This is a genomic window from Streptomyces longisporoflavus (assembly GCF_014649775.1).
GTDB lineage: Bacteria > Actinomycetota > Actinomycetes > Streptomycetales > Streptomycetaceae > Streptomyces > Streptomyces longisporoflavus.
Genome location: NZ_BMTR01000007.1, coordinates 130,056 through 146,801 on the forward strand (window position 1 = coordinate 130,056; position 16,746 = coordinate 146,801).

Consider the following 16,746-nt stretch of genomic DNA (forward strand, 5'->3'; position numbering starts at 1 on the left):
CAAGCAGTCTCATAATTGGTGACCGCCGGTAACTCTGACGACGAGGCAGGGGCAGAGGCATGACGAGCACCACGGAGGACGCGGCGATCGAAGGGCTGCGGGACGCGCTGGGAGCGCTCAAGGACCGGGAGCGGGTGGCCGAGCGGCTCCTCGACTCCTCCGCCAAGCACTCCTTCGACCCCGACAAGGAGCTGGACTGGGAGGCGCCCTTCGAGCCGGGCAAATGGTTCTGGCCCCCGGAACTGGTCTCCCTCTACGGCACACCGATGTGGCGGCGGATGAGCGAGGACCAGCGCATCGCCCTCTCCCAGCACGAGGCCGCGGCGCTCGCCTCCCTCGGCATCTGGTTCGAACTGATCCTGATGCAGCTGCTCGTACGGCACATCTACGACAAACCCGCCACGAGCGCGCACGTGCGGTACGCCCTGACCGAGATCGAGGACGAGTGCCGGCACTCGAAGATGTTCGCGCGCCTGATCACGCGCGGGGACACGCCGTACTACCCGGTCAGCGCCGTGCACCGGAATCTCGGCCGGCTCTTCAAGACCATCTCGACGACGCCCGGTTCGTTCACGGCGACGCTGCTCGGCGAGGAGATCCTCGACTGGATGCAGCGCCTGACGTTCCCGGACGAGCGCGTCCAGACCCTCGTGCGCGGCGTCACGCGGATCCACGTCGTGGAGGAGGCACGCCATGTGCGGTACGCCCGCGAGGAGCTGCGCCGCCAGATGGTGACCGCGCCGCGCTGGTCGCAGGAGTTCACCCGCCTCACCTCCGGCGAGTTCGCCCGCGTCTTCTCCGTCGCCTTCATCAATCCCGAGGTCTACACGAACGTCGGCCTGGACAAGCGCCGCGCCATGGCCGAGGTCAAGGCGAGCCCCCACCGCCGCGAGGTCATGCAGACGGGAGCCAAGCGCCTCACCGACTTCCTCGACGACATAGGCGTCCTGCGGGGCGCCGGACGGCGGCTGTGGAAGAGCTCCGGACTCCTGGCGTAGCGAAGAGGGTACGCAGCGTTCCGGGGCGCCTGTTCGAAAGGGCGGATACGCTGCGGGGCATGACCTCGCCTGCTCCCACCCGTGCGTACCGGCGCCTCAGTGTCGAAGAGCGGCAGCGGCAGCTCAAGGAGGCCGCCCTGTCCCTCTTCGCGGTGCGCGCACCCGACGAGGTCTCCCTCGACGACGTGGCGGAGGCGGCCGGCGTCTCCCGGCCCCTCGTCTACCGCTACTTCCCCGGCGGCAAGCAGCAGTTGTACGAGGCCGCGCTGCGCTCCGCCGCCGACGAGCTGGAGCAGTGCTTCGCCGAGCCGCCGGAGGGTCCGCTCACCCGGCGCCTCGCCAACGCGCTCGACCGCTACCTCGCCTTCGTGGACCAGCACGACGCGGGGTTCAGCGCGCTGCTCCAGGGCGGCAGCGTCGTGGAGACCTCGCGGACGACCGCCATCGTGGACGAGGTGCGCAGGACGGCCGCCGAGCACATCCTGGCCCACCTGGAGGTCGTCGGCGCCACGGGCCCGCGGCTGCGGATGACGGTGCGGATGTGGATCACCTCCGTCGAGGCGGCGTCCCTGATCTGGCTCGACGAGGAGAAGCAGCCGCCGCTCGACGAGCTGCGGGACTGGCTCGTCGAGCAGTTCATGGCGGTCCTTGTGGCCTCCGCGGGCCGCGACCCGCAGGCCGCGGAGGCGGTACGGGTGGCGCTGGCCCTGGAGACGCCGGACGGCCCCGCGGGCTCGCTGGCCCGCAGTGTCCTTCCCGTCGTGAGCGACGCGGCGCACCTGCTGTGACGTACGGCAGCCGCCTGCTGTGACACTGGCCGGGTGAAGAGCGAAGACACCCCCTTCGTGGGTGGCCCCCTGGACGGCCGCGTACTGCCCATCCTGCTCGGCCCGACCGGCCACCCCCCGAAGGTCTACCGGGTCCCGGTGCCGGACGAGGCGGGCGGCCCCGCGACCGTGCTCGTGTACCGCCGGGTGGCCAAGGCCCCGGGCAAGCGGCTCGGGCTGCACCAGGGCTGGAGGTACGAGTACGACCCCGAGGGCGACAAGGCCGGGCCCGGGCTCAAGTGGCCGTGGTCGAAGCCGGGCGGCGGGGCGGCCTGAGCGCTGCCGGGTCCGCGCCCCCTGTCCGCGTCCGGGCCCGGTCCGCGGCGGGGCAAGGGCGGCGCGCCGTGGCGCCCTGGACGAGTGATCCCATTGCGCCAACCCGCGCACCTTCCGCAGGCGGCCCGCGCCGGGGCGGCTGATGCTCGCGGTGCGGGCGGACGTGCCGCCGCGCACCGGAGGTGATGGCATGTCAGGCAGGCTGCTGCGGTGGGTCGGTACGGGAGCCGCGGTCGGTGCGTTGCTGGCGACGACTTCGCCGGCGTACGCCGTCCCGGAGCCCGACGACGCCACCGGGCGACCGGTCTCCGAACTCCTGACGGACCTTCAGGAGCTGTACCGGAAGGCCGAGGAGTCGACGGAGACGTACAACGCGACCGCGGAGAAGCTGAAGGCGCAGCGCGCCGAGGTCAAGCGCCTGAATCGCGGCCTGGCCCGCGCCCGGACCTCGGTGCGCGACGGCAAGGGCGAGGCGGGCCTCTTCGCCCGGCAGCAGTACCAGGGCACCACGGAGATCTCCCCCTACGTACGCCTGCTCCTCGCGCGCAACCCGCAGCAGGCCGTCGACCAGGGGCATGTGCTCGGCCGGGTGGCCGCGGAGCGCGCCGCGACGCTGGACCGGCTCGTCGGCGGCGAGCAGACGGCGGCGACGCTCGCGGCCGACGCCGAGAGCGCCCTGGAGACCCAAGTCGCCCTCGCCGCCGAGCAGAAGGACGCGCGGGACGCGGTCAAGGAGCAGCTGAAGGAGGTCGAGGAACTGCTCGCCTCACTGAGCTCGGATCAACTGGCGGAGCTCGAACGCGCCGAGGAGGAGGGGATGGCGGCAGCGCAGCGGAAGTTCCTGGACTCGGGCTCGCTGAGCGGGGCCGCGGGGTCACCGGGGTCCGCACCGACCCGCGCGCCCTCCCGGAAGGGCGAGACGGCGCTCGGCTACGCCGTGAAGCAGATCGGCAAGCCGTACAAGTGGGGCGCGGAAGGGCCCAAGTCCTTCGACTGCTCGGGACTCACCTCGAAGGCGTGGGCCAAGGCGGGCAAGGACATCCCCCGCACGTCACAGGAGCAGTGGGCGCAGCTGCGGCGGGTCTCGCTGCGGAAGCTGCGCCCCGGCGACCTGATCGTCTACTTCCCCAAGGCCACGCACGTGGCGCTGTACCTGGGCGACGGCATGGTGATCCAGGCCCCGCGCCCCGGAAGCCGGGTGAAGGTCTCCCCCATCGCCTCGAACCCGCTCCTCGGCGCGGTACGCCCGGACCCCTCGGCCAAGCCGATGAAGAACTACGTACCCCCGAAGCTGCCCCGCGGGGCCCGCAAGGGCGAGGACGCGGGGTACGGGGAGTCGAAGGCTCCGCGGGAGTAGGGACAACCGGCGCCGGGCGGCAGCTGAGCCGCCCGGCGCACCGGTCACGGCGACTAGCCCGCGAGTCCGGTCAGGTACGCGTTCGTCTTCTCGGGCTCGTAGAAGAAGTTCTCGAAGTCCGCCGGGTCGTTGAAGCCGTTCGCGAAGCGGTCCGCGGCCGGCTGGAGCTGACCCGCGGCGCCGATCAGGTTCAGGACGTGCTCCGGCGGCGGCGACAGCATCGCGTTCGTCCACTTGGTGACGTGCTGCGCCGTCTCCCAGTAGCGGTCGAACGCGGACTGCATCCACTCCTCGTCGAACGGCTTGTCGCCGTGCGAGACGATCGAGGAGAGGTACGACGCCGCGCACTTCGACGCCGAGTTGGAACCCTGGCCCGTGATCGGGTCGTTGGCGACCACCACGTCCGCGACACCGAGGACGAGGCCGCCGCCCGGCAGCCGGCCGATCGGCTTGCGCACCGTCGGCGCGTAACGGCCGGACAGCGTGCCGCCCGCGTCCGTCAGCTCGACCTTGGTCGCCCGCGCGTACTCCCACGGCGTGAACTTCTCCATGAGCTCCAGCGTCAGCGCCAGGTGCTCGGAGGGGTCCTTGATCCCCTTGAAGACGTCGAGCGGACCGCCCGGCACGCCCTCCCAGAACAGGATGTCCGCGCGCCCGGACGTCGTGAAGGTCGGCATGACGAAGAGCTCGCCCACACCCGGCACCAGGTTGCACCGCACCGCGTCGAACTCGGGGTGCTCGGGCCGCGGCCCCATCCCGTGGACGTACGCGACGGACAGCGCACGCTGCGGCGCGTCGTACGGGGAGCGCGAGGCGTCCCGCTCGAACATCGAGACCAGCTCGCCCTTGCCCGCCGAGACGAGCACCAGGTCGTACGTACGGGAGAAGTAGTCGAGGTCGGAGACCGCGGCGCCGTGGATGACCAGCTGGCCGCCCCGCTGCGCGAACGTCTCCATCCAGCCCGCCATCTTCACGCGCTGGTCGACGGACTGGGCGAAGCCGTCCAGCTTGCCGACCCAGTCGACGGCGCGGGAGGAGTCGGGGCCCGCGACCGAGACGCCGAGGCCCTCGATCTTCGGGGCCTGCGACTCCCAGAAGTTCAGCTGGAGGTCGCGCTCGTGCTGCAGCGCCGTGTGGAACATGCACTGCGTGGACATCACACGGCCGGACCGGACCTCGTCCGCCGTGCGGTTGGACATCAGGGTGACCTCGTAACCCTGCGACTGGAGTCCGAGAGCTATCTGGAGCCCGGCCTGACCGGCTCCGACGACGAGTATCTTCCGCATGCGGCGTCTTCTCCTACGTGCTGAAAAGCTTAAGGTTAAAGCTATTCGGGGGTTGCTGCGAGGGCGTGGCCCACCAGCGAGAGCAGCGACTCGATCACCGAGATCCGCTGCCTCGCGTCCATGATCAGCACCGGTATGTGCGGCGAGATCGTCAGCGCCTCCCGGACGTCCGCGGGCTCGAACTCCTCGGTCCCGTCGAAGTGGTTGACGGCCACGATGTACGGCAGGCCGCAGCTCTCGAAGTAGTCGAGCGCGGGGAAGCAGTCGGGCAGCCTGCGGGTGTCGGCGAGGACGACGGCGCCGATCGCGCCGCGCACCAGGTCGTCCCACATGAACCAGAAGCGCTGCTGGCCCGGCGTACCGAAGAGGTAGAGCACGAGGTCGTCGTCGAGCGTGATCCGGCCGAAGTCCATGGCGACCGTGGTCGTGGTCTTGTCCGGGGTCGACGTGAGGTCGTCCGTGTCCTCGCTCGCCTGCGTCATCAGCGCCTCCGTCTGGAGAGGCGTGATCTCGGAGACGGCGGTGACCAGGGTCGTCTTGCCGACGCCGAAGCCGCCCGCCACCACGATCTTCGTCGCGATAGGGGCCCGGCTGCGGTCCGTCTGCCAGGCTTGGAGGTTCTCGTCCGGGTCGGGGCCCGGGATACGCAGGTCAGAGACGGCGGAGCCCACTGAGCACCCTTTCCAGCAGTGCGCGGTCCGGCTGTCCCGGGCCGTGGCCCGTTCCGTACACGCGGATCTTTCCCTGGTCTGCGAGGTCGCTGATGAGGACGCGGACCACGCCGAGCGGCATCTTCAGGAGCGCGGCGATCTCCGCGACCGTACGCATCCGGCGGCAGATCTCGACGATGGCCCGCATCTCCGGCATGACACGGGCGATGGCGTTGCCCTGCGGCAGCTCACGGCGCTCCTCGGGGGCTTCGAGAGCGGCCACGAACGTCTCGACGAGCAGGACGTGACCGAAGCGGGTGCGGCCCCCGGTGAGCGAGTACGGGCGTACGCGCGAGGGTTTGCGATCGCCGCCCCGCTGGGGCAGCTTGCCGGGCTTACTGCTCATCGGACGCTCTCCATCGACTGGCGCAGCTCACTGCGGAGTTCGGGGGTGAGGACATGCCCGGCGCGGCCGACGAAGAGCGCCATGTGGTACGCGACGACGCTCATGTCGCAGTCCGGGGTGGCGTGCACGCCGAGCAGCGAGCCGTCGCTGATCGACATCACGAAGAGGCTGCCCTCCTCCATGGCGACGACGGTCTGCTTGACCGCTCCCGCGTCCATCAGCTTGCCGGCGCCGATGCACAGGGAGCCGAGGCCGGACACGATGGTGGCGAGGTCCGCGCTCGATCCCCTGGGGCCCGAACTGTTGTCGACCGCCTGTTCGTTGTTCCGTGCGGGGTCGGAGGAGAGCAGGAGCAGTCCGTCGGAGGAGACCACCGCGACCGAAAGCAGACCCGGCACCTCCTCGACGAGGTTGGTGAGCAGCCAGTGCAGGTTGCGGGCTTCGCTGCTCAGTCCGAACCCGACGGTTCTCTCACCGGTGGCGGACTTACTGCTTCCTGCGGAAGAGCCGGGTGAGCGCATGGGCGCAGTCAACTACTTGCCTCCTCGACTGTGTCCCCCATGTTGTTTTCGGAATCCGCGGTCTCTGCGGTCTCTGCGGTCTCTGTGGTGCCTGTGGTGCCTGTGGTTTTTGTGTCTTCGGCGGTGCTTTCGTTCAGCTCGGCCTCCACGTCGCGGCGGCCGCTGATGGCTCCCTGGTGGAAGCCGCCGAGGCGCTTGCGCAGCGCTTCGGCGTCGACGGAGCCGCTGCGCGCCTTGGGCACGGCGGGTCCCGGTGCGGTGATCTTGGGCGTGCGCTTGGGAAGGCCCTTGTCGGTGACGCGCTCCCACTTGGGGGCGGGCTCTTCCTCGGGGACTGGCGGAAGGGTCAGCTCCATGGTCGTCTCAGGCGAAGCCCCGGGGTCGGCGTCGACCTCGGGGGCAGCCTCGACCTCGGGGGCAGCCTCGACCTCGGCGTCAGCCTCGGCCGCCGGCTCCGCGTCGGCTTCCCGCACCGCGTGCTCCGCAGCCGCGATCAGCGGATCCTCGGCAGCTCCCGCGTCGGCAGCCCCCGCGTCGGCGGACAGCGCCGAGCGCCCCGGCAGCACATTGGAGTTGGCCTCCGCTTCCGAGCCCGGAAGGTGCAGGGCGGGCGCGGCGCCGGCCACGGGCACACCGACCGGCGGCGCTCCCACCGCGGGCGCCGCGGCCAGGATCGGCTTCGGCAGGACCACGACGGCCGCGATGCCGCCCTGCTTCTGCTCGCGCAGCCGCACCCGCGCCCCGTGCCGCGCGGCGAGCCGGGCCACGACGTAGAGACCGAGGCCGAGCCCGTCCCCGCTCTCCTGGTCGTACGCGTCGTCCGGACGGAACTCCGCGAGGCGGGAGTTGAGCTCGTCCATGCGGTCCGGCGTGACGCCTATCCCCTCGTCCTGCACGGAGAGCATGACCTCGCCGCTCTCCAGGAGCCAGCCGGAGACCTCGACGGAGGCGTCCGGCGGCGAGAACGAGGTCGCGTTCTCCAGGAGCTCGGCGACCAGGTGGCTGATGTCGTCCGCGGCGAAGCCCGCGACGTGCGCGTGCGGCGGCAGCGTGGCGATACGCACCCGCTCGTACCGCTCGATCTCGCTGACGGCGGCGCGTACGACGTCGACGAGCGGGACGGGGCCGGGGTGCTGGTGGCCGTGCTCGGCACCGGCGAGGACCAGGAGGTTCTCGCTGTGCCGGCGCATGACCGTGGCGAAGTGGTCGAGCTTGAAGAGCGTGGCGAGGCGGTCGGGGTCCTGCTCGCGCTCCTCCAGGTTCTCGATGACGGCGAGCTGCCGCTCCACCAGGCCGAGGGTGCGCAGGGCCAGGTTCACGAACGTGCCGTGGATGGACTGCCGCACCCGCTCCAGGTGGGCGGCGGCCTCGGTCAGTTCGGCGCGCAGCGCGTCGCGCTCGTCGGCCATGGACTGCCGCTTGCCGATGAGGTGCTTGCGGTCGGCTTCGAGCGTGGTCAGGCGCTCGGTGAGGGCGGCCGCGTGCTCGTGCAGCGCGTTGACGGACCGTACGACCTGGGCGAACTCGTCGTCGCGGCCGGTGAAGCGGATCGGCTCCTGCGGCGCGGGCTCGGTGGCCAGGCGGGCCGAGCCGATGCGCAGGACGGCGAGCGGGCGGGTCAGGCTGCGGGCCATCGCCATGGAGACGCCGACCGCGACGAGCAGCGTGACGCCGATGAGCGCGACGCGGATCTCCAGGGCCGTCACGTCGTCGTCGCGCAGCTTGGCGAGGTCCTTGGTGCGCTGCACGGTGAGCGCGGACTCGGCGCCGCGCATCATCTCGATGCGGGCGGAGAGCGCGGTGTCGAGCTTCTTGCGGTCGTAGCCGCGTTCGGCGGTGGAGAGCGTGGGCTGGTCGGTGAGACGGGAGAGGTACTTCTCCGCCGTCGTCACCTCGCTGCCCGTGACCGTCGAGTCGTACGTGCCTCGCGCGGCGTCCGTCGCCGCGTCCCGGAAGTCGGCGACGGCGGCCTGTTCGCGGACGTGGGCCTGCTGGCCCGCGGCGCTGAGGCCGTCGCGGGCCCGGCCCGCGGCGGGGGACTCGTCGACCACGGTGGTGGGCAGGCCGGTGACGGGGTCGACGGCGGTGCTCGTCTCCGTGGAGCGGGGGACGGCGAGAGCGGCGAGGAGCAGGCCGCGGGCGCTCGCCGCCTGTTCGACGGCGTGGTCGAGGTCGGCGAGGGCGTAGGCGCCGGAGCCGGCCCGGGGCGGGGTCTGCTCGGCGAGTTCGCGGGTGAGGCCGTGCAGTTCGGTGATGACGGCCGTGTACGCGGTGTGGGCTTCCAGAGCACTGCCCTTGCCGGTGAGCGCCGCTCTGCGTACGGCACCGATGTCGGCGAGGTCCTTGCGCAGGCCCGCCGGGGCGTCGGCCGTGCGCAGCTCGTCGACCTGGCGGTCGACGCGGGCGCTGCGGCTCTCGGAGAGCCCCTGGCCCTGCGGTCGGCCCGCCGCGATGAAGGAGGTGACCTCGTCACGCTCGTCGGCCAGCGAGTGGCTCAGCGACACGGCGTTCTGGGTCTGCTCGGCGAGGGTCACCAGCCGCTGCGCGTCGCTCAGCTGCCCGGAGGCGGCGACGACGGCGGGCGCTCCGGCTCCGGCGATCGCCGCGGCCACGACCGCGACGGCGACGATCAGCCGATTGCGTACGCGGGCGGTGGGCTTGGAGTTGACGGACTTGGCCTTGGCGGGAGCCGAGGACTTGGCGGGCTTCGGGGGGCCTGCGTCGGCGGGGTTCTCCGCGGAGCCGGTCGGGGCCTCGGCGGGCTTCGGGCCGTCAGGCGCCGTCGCGCCGGGGGCGTTGTGCGCTCCCACCGGGTTCCCGGCCGCTGCGCCCTCGGCTGCCGTGCCCTCGGCCGCCGGGTTCTCTGTCGCCGCATGCTCGGGCGAGCGCTCTGTAGGAGTGGTCGCGCCCGGCGTGGCTCCTTCGGAAGCCGTCTGCTTGCCCTTGCGCCCAGGCCGCATCTTCTGCACCGGTGCTCGCATTCTTGTTTTTCGTCTGCCCATGGGCCCGGGTGACGATTCGTCAACGCACGAGCCCCCCGGTACGGCTCCAGACCCTTCCAGTGCCGATGGGTGGCAGTCGTGCATCACATGCCTGGCCACCCGAAGGAGTGAACATCGGCGGGGAGTTGGGGAGCAAGTCCCGGCCCGGCCCGAAAGTCCCGTCCGCGGAGCGCCGGTTGGACGTCGACCGCAGGCTTTGGCAGGATTCGCCGCCACACGCCGCCGGAAGCGATCATTCCGACTGAAATCCGGCGCCTGACCTGCTGGTCCGGGGCCGACTCCCGCCTGTTTCGCGGCCCCCGGCCGACCTTGTGAAGGCCTCGTGCAGACTGGCCGGATGCGCATTGAACTCGCCACCGAGCCCGGAGACCCGGCACGCCCCAACGAGGACTACGCGGCGGTCATGCTTCCCGCATCCGGACAGGGCGGATCACTCATCCTCCTGGACGGCGTGACTCCGCCTGGCGGCGACGTCGGCTGTCTGCATTCCGTCCCGTGGTTCACCGCGCGGCTCGGGGGTGCGCTGGGGGAACTGTCCGTTTCACGGCGGGATATGACGCTCCCCGAGATCCTCGCGGCGGCGATCACGCGCACCGCCGACGCCCATCGCCGGACCTGTGACCTTTCTCACCCGCGCACCCCTCAGGCAACGGTGGTGTTGGTGCGTTGGGACGCCGAACAGGTCGAACACCTGGTCCTGTCCGACTCCGCGCTCCTCGTCGCGGGCCCGGACGGCCGGGTCACGCCGGTGCTCGACGAACGCCTCACGGGGCTGCCGCCGAGGATCGGCGAGCTGCGCGCCGCGGTGCGCGCACTGCCGCTCGGCTCCGCCGAACGCGCGGCCGCGGGCCGGGTGTACGGCGCCGCCGTGGAGGCCCTGCGAAACGCCGAGGACGGTTTCTTCACCGCCGCCGCGGACCCGTCGGCGGCGGCACGGGCGGTCACCGGCACCTCGCCCCGTACGGAGGTGTCGGCGGTGGCCGCCCTGACGGACGGGGTCGGCCGCTGGGTCGAGGTGTTCCGCCAGGGCGACTGGACGGAGTGCTTCGAACTGCTCCGCAAGGACGGGCCGCAGCGCCTGGTGGACCGGGTACGCGAGCTGGAACGGTCGGACCCCGAGGGCACGGCACATCCCCGCGGCAAGCGACATGACGACGCGGCTGTCGTTTACGCGGAGCTGTGAGGGAGGCTGCCGCCTGCTGTGCCGCTTTGCCTGCGGGCACGTGGTGGCTGGCCGCGCAGTTCCCCGCGCCCCTTCGGGGGCCCTGGCGCCCCGCAAGGGGCGCGAGGAACGGCGCGAGCAACCACACACCCCCCGCAGCCGACAAACGACAGGCAGCCCCGCAAGGGGCGCGGGGAACTGCGCGAGCAACCACCGCGCACCCGCAGCCAACAGGGCGCCCCCGCCAGGAACAGGGCGCCCCCGCCAGGAACAGGCCGGCCCCCTCAAGACTCCGGCGACTCGTTCAGCTGCCGCAGCAAGCGGGCAAGCTCCGCCACCTCCGCCCGATCCCACCCCGCCAGCTTCCGCACGTACCGCTCCCGCCGCCCCGCACGCACCGTACGAAACCGCCTCCCGCCCTCCTCCGTGAGGTGGACGAGCCAGGCCCGGCCGTCCGCGGGGTCCGGCTCCCTGGCCACGAGGCCGAGCTCCTCCAGCGCCCGCAACTGCCGGCTCATCGTCGCCTTGCCGACGCCGATGAACGCGGCGAGCTCCGTGGCCCGCTGCGGACCCGAGTCGTCGAGGCAGACCAGGAGGCCGTACGCGGCGGGCTCCAGGTCGGGGTGGACCTGGCGCGCCATCTCGCCGGACGAGGCCCGCGCCCGGCGCAGGAGCAGCGTCAACTCCCGCTCCAGGGAGAGGAACTCGCGGTCGACGAGCCGCTCCACGCCCGCCCCTCGCACGTCCTCCCGCTCCCCGTTCACGTCGGCTCCACCGTGGTTCTCGCCCTCGTGCACTTCAGCACCCATGGCACGCTTTCTTTCCGGATCAGGCAGTTTTTTCCGCCCCGCACGGCGGCAGAGGCCCGCGTCGGCCCATCGCCGCAGCTCGACCAGTATTTCGTAACGCCCCGTGGCGCCACTGAGCGGACACCGCCGCTGGAGTAGACCAACGGCAGGTACCGGACCCCCTTCCCGGGCACGGGTCTACGTGCGTAGCGTCCTTCGTGACATGTTCACACCACGAACAAGTCGCCAGGTCCCCCCACGAGCTCCGACGAGCTCAATCGAGGCCTACGGAGGCACGCACATGCCCGTGCACAGACCCGGAACACCCCGCCGCTCCCGCTGGTCGGCGGCCGGAATCCTGCTCTCAGTCCTCTCCGCCCTCTCCCTCCTCCTCACGCTGCCGGGCGCCGCACAGGCCGCCGACGGCGACGACATACCGGCCCGCGGCACGGCCCGCATGGGCCAGGGCGTCATCGAGCACGACGGGCAGGGCGGTCTGCCGCCCTCCGGTGACGCCGTACAGACCGAGGGCGTCGACGTCAGCAGCCACCAGGGCAACGTCGCCTGGTCGACGCTCTGGAACAGCGGTGTGAAGTGGTCCTACGTGAAGGCCACCGAGGGCACGTACTACAAGAACCCCTACTTCGCCCAGCAGTACAACGGCTCGTACAACGTGGGCATGATCCGCGGCGCCTACCACTTCGCCACTCCCGACACGACGAGCGGCGCCACGCAGGCCAACTACTTCGTGGACAACGGCGGCGGCTGGTCCCGCGACGGCAGGACGCTGCCCGGCGCGCTCGACATCGAGTGGAATCCGTACGGGGCGGCCTGCTTCGGCAAGTCCCAGTCCGCGATGGTCACCTGGATCCGTGACTTCCTGAACCAGTACAAGGCGCGCACCGGACGCGACGCGGTGATCTACACCGCGACCAGCTGGTGGAAGCAGTGCACCGGCAACTACGGCGGTTTCGCCGCCAACAACCCGCTCTGGATCGCCCGTTACAACACCTCGCCGGGCGAGCTGCCCGCCGGATGGGGCTTCCACACGATGTGGCAGTACACCTCGACGGGCCCGACGGTCGGGGACCACAACAAGTTCAACGGCGCACTCGACAGGGTCAAGGCGCTCGCCACCGGCTGAGCACTCCCCGTGCGCACGAGGGCCCGGAACCCCCTGCGGGGTCCGGGCCCTCAATACACACCGGCCGCCTCCGTCACGCGGCGGCCGGAATCCTCACCTCGGCCTCGGTCAGGGCCAGGTCGAGCACCTGGCGGACGTCCGTCACCGGGTGCACGTCCAGCTTCTGAAGGATCTCCGCCGGGACGTCGTCCAGGTCGGCCTCGTTCCGCTTCGGGATGATCACCGTGGTGATCCCGGCGCGGTGCGCGGCGAGCAGCTTCTGCTTCACGCCGCCGATCGGCAGGACGCGCCCGGTCAGCGAGACCTCACCGGTCATGGCCACGTCCGTACGGACAAGACGGCCGCTGAGCAGCGACGCGAGGGCGGTCGTCATGGTGACGCCCGCGCTCGGCCCGTCCTTGGGGACCGCGCCCGCCGGGAAGTGGATGTGCACGCCGCGTTCCTTCAGGTCGGCGACGGGCAGCTCCAGTTCGGCGCCGCGCGAGCGCAGGAAGGAGAGCGCGATCTGCGCGGACTCCTTCATCACGTCGCCCAGCTGACCGGTGAGGGTCAGGCCGGCCGCGCCGGTCTCCGGGTCGGCGAGCGACGCCTCCACGAAGAGGACGTCGCCTCCCGCGCCGGTGACCGCGAGCCCGGTCGCCACGCCCGGCACCGCCGTGCGCCGCTCGGCCGGGTCCTGCGCCGACTCGGGCACGTGGTGCGGGCGCCCGATCAGACCGCGCAGATCGTCCTCGCCGATGGTGAAGGGCAACTCCTGCTCGCCCAGTTCGTGCTTCGCCGCGACCTTGCGCAGCAGCCGCGCGACGGACCGCTCCAGGTTCCGTACGCCCGCTTCCCGGGTGTACTCCCCCGCGAGCTTGCGCAGCGCGCTCTCGTCCAGGGTCACCTCGTCCGTCTCCAGACCGGCCCGCTCCAGCTGGCGCGGGAGGAGGTGGTCACGGGCGATGACGATCTTCTCGTCCTCGGTGTATCCGTCGAGGCGCACCAGCTCCATGCGGTCGAGCAGGGCCTCCGGGATGGATTCGAGCACGTTCGCCGTGGCCAGGAAGACCACGTCGCTCAGGTCGAGCTCGACCTCCAGGTAGTGGTCGCGGAAGGTGTGGTTCTGCGCCGGGTCGAGGACTTCGAGGAGCGCCGCCGCCGGGTCGCCCCGGAAGTCTGAGCCCACCTTGTCGATCTCGTCGAGGAGCACGACCGGGTTCATGGACCCGGCCTCCTTGATGGCCCGCACGATGCGGCCGGGCAGGGCCCCGACGTACGTACGACGGTGTCCGCGGATCTCCGCCTCGTCGCGTACGCCGCCGAGCGCGACCCGCACGAACTTGCGGCCCATGGCGTGCGCGACGGATTCGCCGAGCGAGGTCTTGCCGACGCCCGGAGGGCCCACCAGGGCGAGGACCGCGCCGCCGCGACGGCCGCCGACGACGCCGAGACCGCGGTCGGCGCGCCGCTTGCGCACCGCGAGGTACTCGGTGATGCGCTCCTTCACGTCCTCCAGGCCCGCGTGCTCGGCGTCGAGGATGCTCTGGGCGCCCTTGATGTCGTACTCGTCCTCGGTCCGTTCGTTCCAGGGCAGTTCCAGGACGGTGTCCAGCCAGGTCCTGATCCAGGAGCCCTCGGGCGACTGGTCGCTGGAGCGCTCCAGCTTGTCGACTTCCTTGAGGGCGGCCTCGCGGACGTTCTCGGGGAGGTCGGCGGCCTCGACGCGGGTGCGGTAGTCGTCGGACTCCTCACCGTCCTTCTCACCGTTGATCTCGCGCAGTTCCTTGCGCACGGCGTCGAGCTGGCGGCGAAGCAGGAACTCGCGCTGCTGCTTGTCGACGCCTTCCTGTACGTCCTTGGCGATGGACTCGGCGACGTCCTGCTCGGCGAGGTGCTCGCGCAGCTGCTCGGTGGCGAGCTTCAGGCGGGCGATCGGGTCAGCGGTCTCCAGGAGCTCGATCTTCTGCTCGGTGGAGAGGAAGGGCGAGTAACCGGAATTGTCGGCGAGCGCGGCGACGTCGTCGATCTGCGTGACGCGGTCGACGACCTGCCAGGCACCACGCTTCTTCAGCCAGCTGGTGGCAAGGGCCTTGTACTCCTTGACCAGCTCGGTGACAGCGCCGGGCAGCGGGTCGGGCACGGTCTCGTCGACCTTGGTCCCCTCCACCCAGAGCGCGGCACCGGTGCCGGTCGTCCCGGCACCGATCCGCACGCGCGAACGGCCGCGGATCAGGGCGCCGGGGTCGCCGTCGGAGAGGCGCCCGACCTGCTCGACGGTGCCGAGGACGCCGGTCGCGGCGTACGTCCCGTCGATGCGCGGAACAAGAAGGACCTGCGGCTTGCTGCCCCCACGGGAGCGCGCGTCTGCCTGGGCTGCCTCCACGGCGGCACGCACATCGGCATCGGACAGGTCGAACGGAACCACCATGCCGGGCAGGACAACCTCGTCGTCGAGCGGCAGCACGGGCAGCGTGAGTGGTGTGGACGCTGTGGACTCAGAAGCCATGATCTCCCCTTCGGCATTCAAGTTGAGCTATGTGGACTCAATGCTCGTGAGTCCATGAATGTTCCCCGGGGATGTTCGCTATGAGCGATCGCTCTGTACGAGGTATCAGCCGTGGTCACTCGGACGCGTGCGGACGGCGCCGCAGCAGCGGCCATGTGGCGACACCGATCGTCAGGGCAAGGAGATGGCCCCAGTTCGTCATCGGGTCCGAGAACGCGATGAGGTCGTCGACCAGCATGCCGCCGAACCCCGCGAGCACCAGCCACCGCAGCCACGGCCTGAAGAGCCCGGCGAGTGCGCCGACGCTCGCCGCGACGCCGAAGCTGATCCCGTAGTCGAGGCGGTGCAGGGAGCTGTCGGGCAGCCGGCCCGCGAGCACCGAAAGGCCGACCGGGACCTCGGTCGCGAGGGTCGCCACGACATGGCCGAGCAGGAAGACACCGGCCGTGCGCAGCGGCCCGATGCGGCGCTCCAGGGCCGTGAGCACCAGCAGGAAGCCGATCGCGTACGGCGAGGCGATGCCGCCCGCGATCCACAGCGCGCTGGCCACCAGGACGAGGAACGGCTCCTGCGTCAGGTGCGCCACGTCCGTGCTGGAGTGCCGGTGCAGGGCGTGGATCAGCGCCGGGTCCGCGTACTGCGCCAGGAGGGAGGTCAGGGCGAGGATCGCGGCGTAGCCGAACGTGAAGGGCGTGCCGGTGGGAGTCGGCAGCAGGCGCCAGGGGCGAAGGCGGCCCGGGGCGCGCGCACGGCCCCGGTCGGCGGTGACCTCACCCGTCGACGCACACGCTTTCGGGCGTCCGGCGAGAGCCGCGTCCCCCCGGCGTTCCCGCTGGCACGGGATGACGGCGAGGCCGGGTTCGGTTGTCCCGGCGGCCTCATCGGGGGTCCCGGGGGCAGCCGACGCACTCCGGTTCACGCTGCGGCACTCCTTCTGTTCACTCCACCACCCTCGGCCGACTTTTCGGACACTGTCCATGATCCGAGCCACATGAGACAGGAATCACAACAACCTCACAGGTCACAGCTGCGTCCGGGGTCGCGACCCGCACATCCAGAGTCTGCCCACGGCTCCCGGCCCACACCCATACGCTGGCGTTCATGCACACCCAGACCACCGCTCCCGTCGTCATCGACCGGCGCGAGGGGCCGTACGGCGAGGTCGTACTGCGGCGCCACGGTGCGCTTCTGCAGATCATCGCCAACGGCTGTTTCCTCATGGACACCTCGGACGGCCGCTCGGAGCGGCTGCTCGTCGACGCGGCGTACGACGCCCTGGACGGCCGCCCGCGTCCCGGGCTCCTCATCGGCGGCCTGGGAGTCGGCTTCTCCCTGGCCCACGCCGCCGCCGACCCGCGCTGGGGCCGGATCACCGTCGTGGAGCGGGAGCAGGCCGTCATCGACTGGCACAGCGCGGGCGCGGACGCCCCTTTCGCCGAGCTCTCCGGCCGGGCACTCGCCGATCCGCGTACCGAGATCCTGCACACAGATCTCCTGGCGCATCTGTCCGGCGCGGACTCCGCCGCCGGCCCGGCGCGGACGTACGACGCGCTCTGTCTGGACATCGACAACGGCCCGGACTGGACGGTGACGGAGGGCAACAACTCCCTCTATTCTCCAGCCGGTCTGGTGGCCTGTCAGGCCCGCCTCAACCCGGGCGGAGTGCTCGCCGTGTGGTCCGCCAAACCGTCGTCCGCTTTCGACGACGCTCTACGGAATGCCGGATTCCAGTCGGTACGGACGGAAGAGATCGCCGTTGCCCGAGGCGTACCGGACGTGGTTCATCTCGGCGTAAGGGCTGCGTAGCCGAGGTGCCTTCGCGACCCGTACTCTGCTGACCG

Annotated in this window: 15 protein-coding genes; 7 read left to right on the plus strand and 8 right to left on the minus strand. The window is 71.3% G+C overall.

The window, feature by feature from the left end; all coding sequences use genetic code 11:
* The first annotated feature begins 59 nt into the window (after nucleotides 1-59).
* The 4 genes from IE226_RS16365 to IE226_RS16380 all read left to right on the plus strand — a co-directional run bounded on the left by IE226_RS16365 (nucleotide 60) and on the right by IE226_RS16380 (nucleotide 3,458).
* Nucleotides 60-998, plus strand: coding sequence for an AurF N-oxygenase family protein (locus IE226_RS16365; RefSeq protein WP_190081964.1), 939 nt, complete (start codon nucleotides 60-62; stop codon nucleotides 996-998).
* 59 nt (nucleotides 999-1,057) lie between these two features.
* The gene (locus tag IE226_RS16370) at nucleotides 1,058-1,786 is read left to right on the plus strand and encodes a TetR/AcrR family transcriptional regulator (protein WP_190081965.1); all 729 of its coding nucleotides are present in this window, start codon (nucleotides 1,058-1,060) and stop codon (nucleotides 1,784-1,786) included.
* Between the two features lie 33 nt (nucleotides 1,787-1,819).
* Nucleotides 1,820-2,101: a DUF8847 domain-containing protein gene (locus IE226_RS16375; RefSeq protein WP_190081966.1), complete on the plus strand. Its 282-nt coding sequence runs from the start codon at nucleotides 1,820-1,822 to the stop codon at nucleotides 2,099-2,101.
* 190 nt (nucleotides 2,102-2,291) lie between these two features.
* Nucleotides 2,292-3,458, plus strand: coding sequence for a C40 family peptidase (locus IE226_RS16380; protein ID WP_190081967.1), 1,167 nt, complete (start codon nucleotides 2,292-2,294; stop codon nucleotides 3,456-3,458).
* A gap of 53 nt (nucleotides 3,459-3,511) precedes the next feature.
* Here the strand turns inward: IE226_RS16380 and IE226_RS16385 are convergent, their stop codons facing one another.
* Genes IE226_RS16385 through IE226_RS16405 form a run of 5 tightly spaced genes read right to left on the minus strand, consistent with a single transcriptional unit; the run spans nucleotide 3,512 to nucleotide 9,281 of the window.
* Nucleotides 3,512-4,744, minus strand: coding sequence for a styrene monooxygenase/indole monooxygenase family protein (locus tag IE226_RS16385; RefSeq protein ID WP_190081968.1), 1,233 nt, complete (start codon nucleotides 4,742-4,744; stop codon nucleotides 3,512-3,514).
* 41 nt (nucleotides 4,745-4,785) lie between these two features.
* Nucleotides 4,786-5,415: a GTP-binding protein gene (locus IE226_RS16390; protein ID WP_190081969.1), complete on the minus strand. Its 630-nt coding sequence runs from the start codon at nucleotides 5,413-5,415 to the stop codon at nucleotides 4,786-4,788.
* Entirely contained in the window at nucleotides 5,396-5,800 is a 405-nt protein-coding gene (locus IE226_RS16395; protein ID WP_190081970.1) for a DUF742 domain-containing protein, read from the minus strand. The genes IE226_RS16390 and IE226_RS16395 overlap by 20 nt, the downstream gene beginning before the upstream one ends.
* Nucleotides 5,797-6,333, minus strand: coding sequence for a roadblock/LC7 domain-containing protein (locus IE226_RS16400; RefSeq protein ID WP_373306964.1), 537 nt, complete (start codon nucleotides 6,331-6,333; stop codon nucleotides 5,797-5,799). The genes IE226_RS16395 and IE226_RS16400 overlap by 4 nt, the downstream gene beginning before the upstream one ends.
* A complete protein-coding gene (locus IE226_RS16405) occupies nucleotides 6,330-9,281 on the minus strand; it encodes a sensor histidine kinase (RefSeq protein WP_190082180.1) in 2,952 nt (983 codons plus the stop codon). Before IE226_RS16405 ends, IE226_RS16400 begins: the two co-directional genes overlap by 4 nt.
* Nucleotides 9,282-9,660: 379 nt before the next feature.
* On the opposite strand from IE226_RS16405, the gene IE226_RS16410 reads away from it, so the two are divergent.
* Nucleotides 9,661-10,506: a protein phosphatase 2C domain-containing protein gene (locus tag IE226_RS16410; protein ID WP_190081972.1), complete on the plus strand. Its 846-nt coding sequence runs from the start codon at nucleotides 9,661-9,663 to the stop codon at nucleotides 10,504-10,506.
* 263 nt (nucleotides 10,507-10,769) lie between these two features.
* Here the strand turns inward: IE226_RS16410 and IE226_RS16415 are convergent, their stop codons facing one another.
* Complete coding sequence (locus IE226_RS16415; RefSeq protein WP_190081973.1) at nucleotides 10,770-11,294, minus strand: MarR family winged helix-turn-helix transcriptional regulator; 525 nt, start codon at nucleotides 11,292-11,294, stop codon at nucleotides 10,770-10,772.
* A 280-nt stretch (nucleotides 11,295-11,574) separates the two neighbouring features.
* Here IE226_RS16415 and IE226_RS16420 point away from each other — a divergent pair, with 280 nt between their 5' ends.
* Nucleotides 11,575-12,417, plus strand: a complete 843-nt coding sequence (locus IE226_RS16420) for a lysozyme (protein ID WP_190081974.1) — start codon at nucleotides 11,575-11,577, stop codon at nucleotides 12,415-12,417.
* Between the two features lie 73 nt (nucleotides 12,418-12,490).
* On the opposite strand, the gene lon is transcribed toward IE226_RS16420, so the two are convergent.
* Nucleotides 12,491-14,905, minus strand: coding sequence for an endopeptidase La (gene lon / locus IE226_RS16425; RefSeq protein WP_190081975.1), 2,415 nt, complete (start codon nucleotides 14,903-14,905; stop codon nucleotides 12,491-12,493).
* Between the two features lie 115 nt (nucleotides 14,906-15,020).
* Complete coding sequence (locus IE226_RS16430) at nucleotides 15,021-15,824, minus strand: rhomboid-like protein (protein WP_229871069.1); 804 nt, start codon at nucleotides 15,822-15,824, stop codon at nucleotides 15,021-15,023.
* A gap of 182 nt (nucleotides 15,825-16,006) precedes the next feature.
* Here IE226_RS16430 and IE226_RS16435 point away from each other — a divergent pair, with 182 nt between their 5' ends.
* Complete coding sequence (locus IE226_RS16435) at nucleotides 16,007-16,711, plus strand: spermidine synthase family protein (protein ID WP_190081977.1); 705 nt, start codon at nucleotides 16,007-16,009, stop codon at nucleotides 16,709-16,711.
* Nucleotides 16,712-16,746 lie beyond the last annotated feature (35 nt).

What these genes read in the sequence shown, in the direction of transcription:
- IE226_RS16365 (WP_190081964.1), top strand. Translation starts at nt 60, where the DNA reads ATGACGAGCACCACGGAGGACGCGGCGATCGAAGGGCTGCGGGACGCG.
- IE226_RS16370 (WP_190081965.1), top strand. Translation starts at nt 1,058, where the DNA reads ATGACCTCGCCTGCTCCCACCCGTGCGTACCGGCGCCTCAGTGTCGAA.
- IE226_RS16380 (WP_190081967.1), top strand. Translation starts at nt 2,292, where the DNA reads ATGTCAGGCAGGCTGCTGCGGTGGGTCGGTACGGGAGCCGCGGTCGGT.
- IE226_RS16385 (WP_190081968.1), bottom strand. Translation starts at nt 4,744, where the DNA reads ATGCGGAAGATACTCGTCGTCGGAGCCGGTCAGGCCGGGCTCCAGATA.
- IE226_RS16395 (WP_190081970.1), bottom strand. Translation starts at nt 5,800, where the DNA reads ATGAGCAGTAAGCCCGGCAAGCTGCCCCAGCGGGGCGGCGATCGCAAA.
- IE226_RS16405 (WP_190082180.1), bottom strand. Translation starts at nt 9,281, where the DNA reads ATGCGGCCTGGGCGCAAGGGCAAGCAGACGGCTTCCGAAGGAGCCACG.
- IE226_RS16410 (WP_190081972.1), top strand. Translation starts at nt 9,661, where the DNA reads ATGCGCATTGAACTCGCCACCGAGCCCGGAGACCCGGCACGCCCCAAC.
- IE226_RS16415 (WP_190081973.1), bottom strand. Translation starts at nt 11,294, where the DNA reads ATGGGTGCTGAAGTGCACGAGGGCGAGAACCACGGTGGAGCCGACGTG.
- IE226_RS16420 (WP_190081974.1), top strand. Translation starts at nt 11,575, where the DNA reads ATGCCCGTGCACAGACCCGGAACACCCCGCCGCTCCCGCTGGTCGGCG.
- lon (WP_190081975.1), bottom strand. Translation starts at nt 14,905, where the DNA reads ATGGCTTCTGAGTCCACAGCGTCCACACCACTCACGCTGCCCGTGCTG.
- IE226_RS16435 (WP_190081977.1), top strand. Translation starts at nt 16,007, where the DNA reads ATGCACACCCAGACCACCGCTCCCGTCGTCATCGACCGGCGCGAGGGG.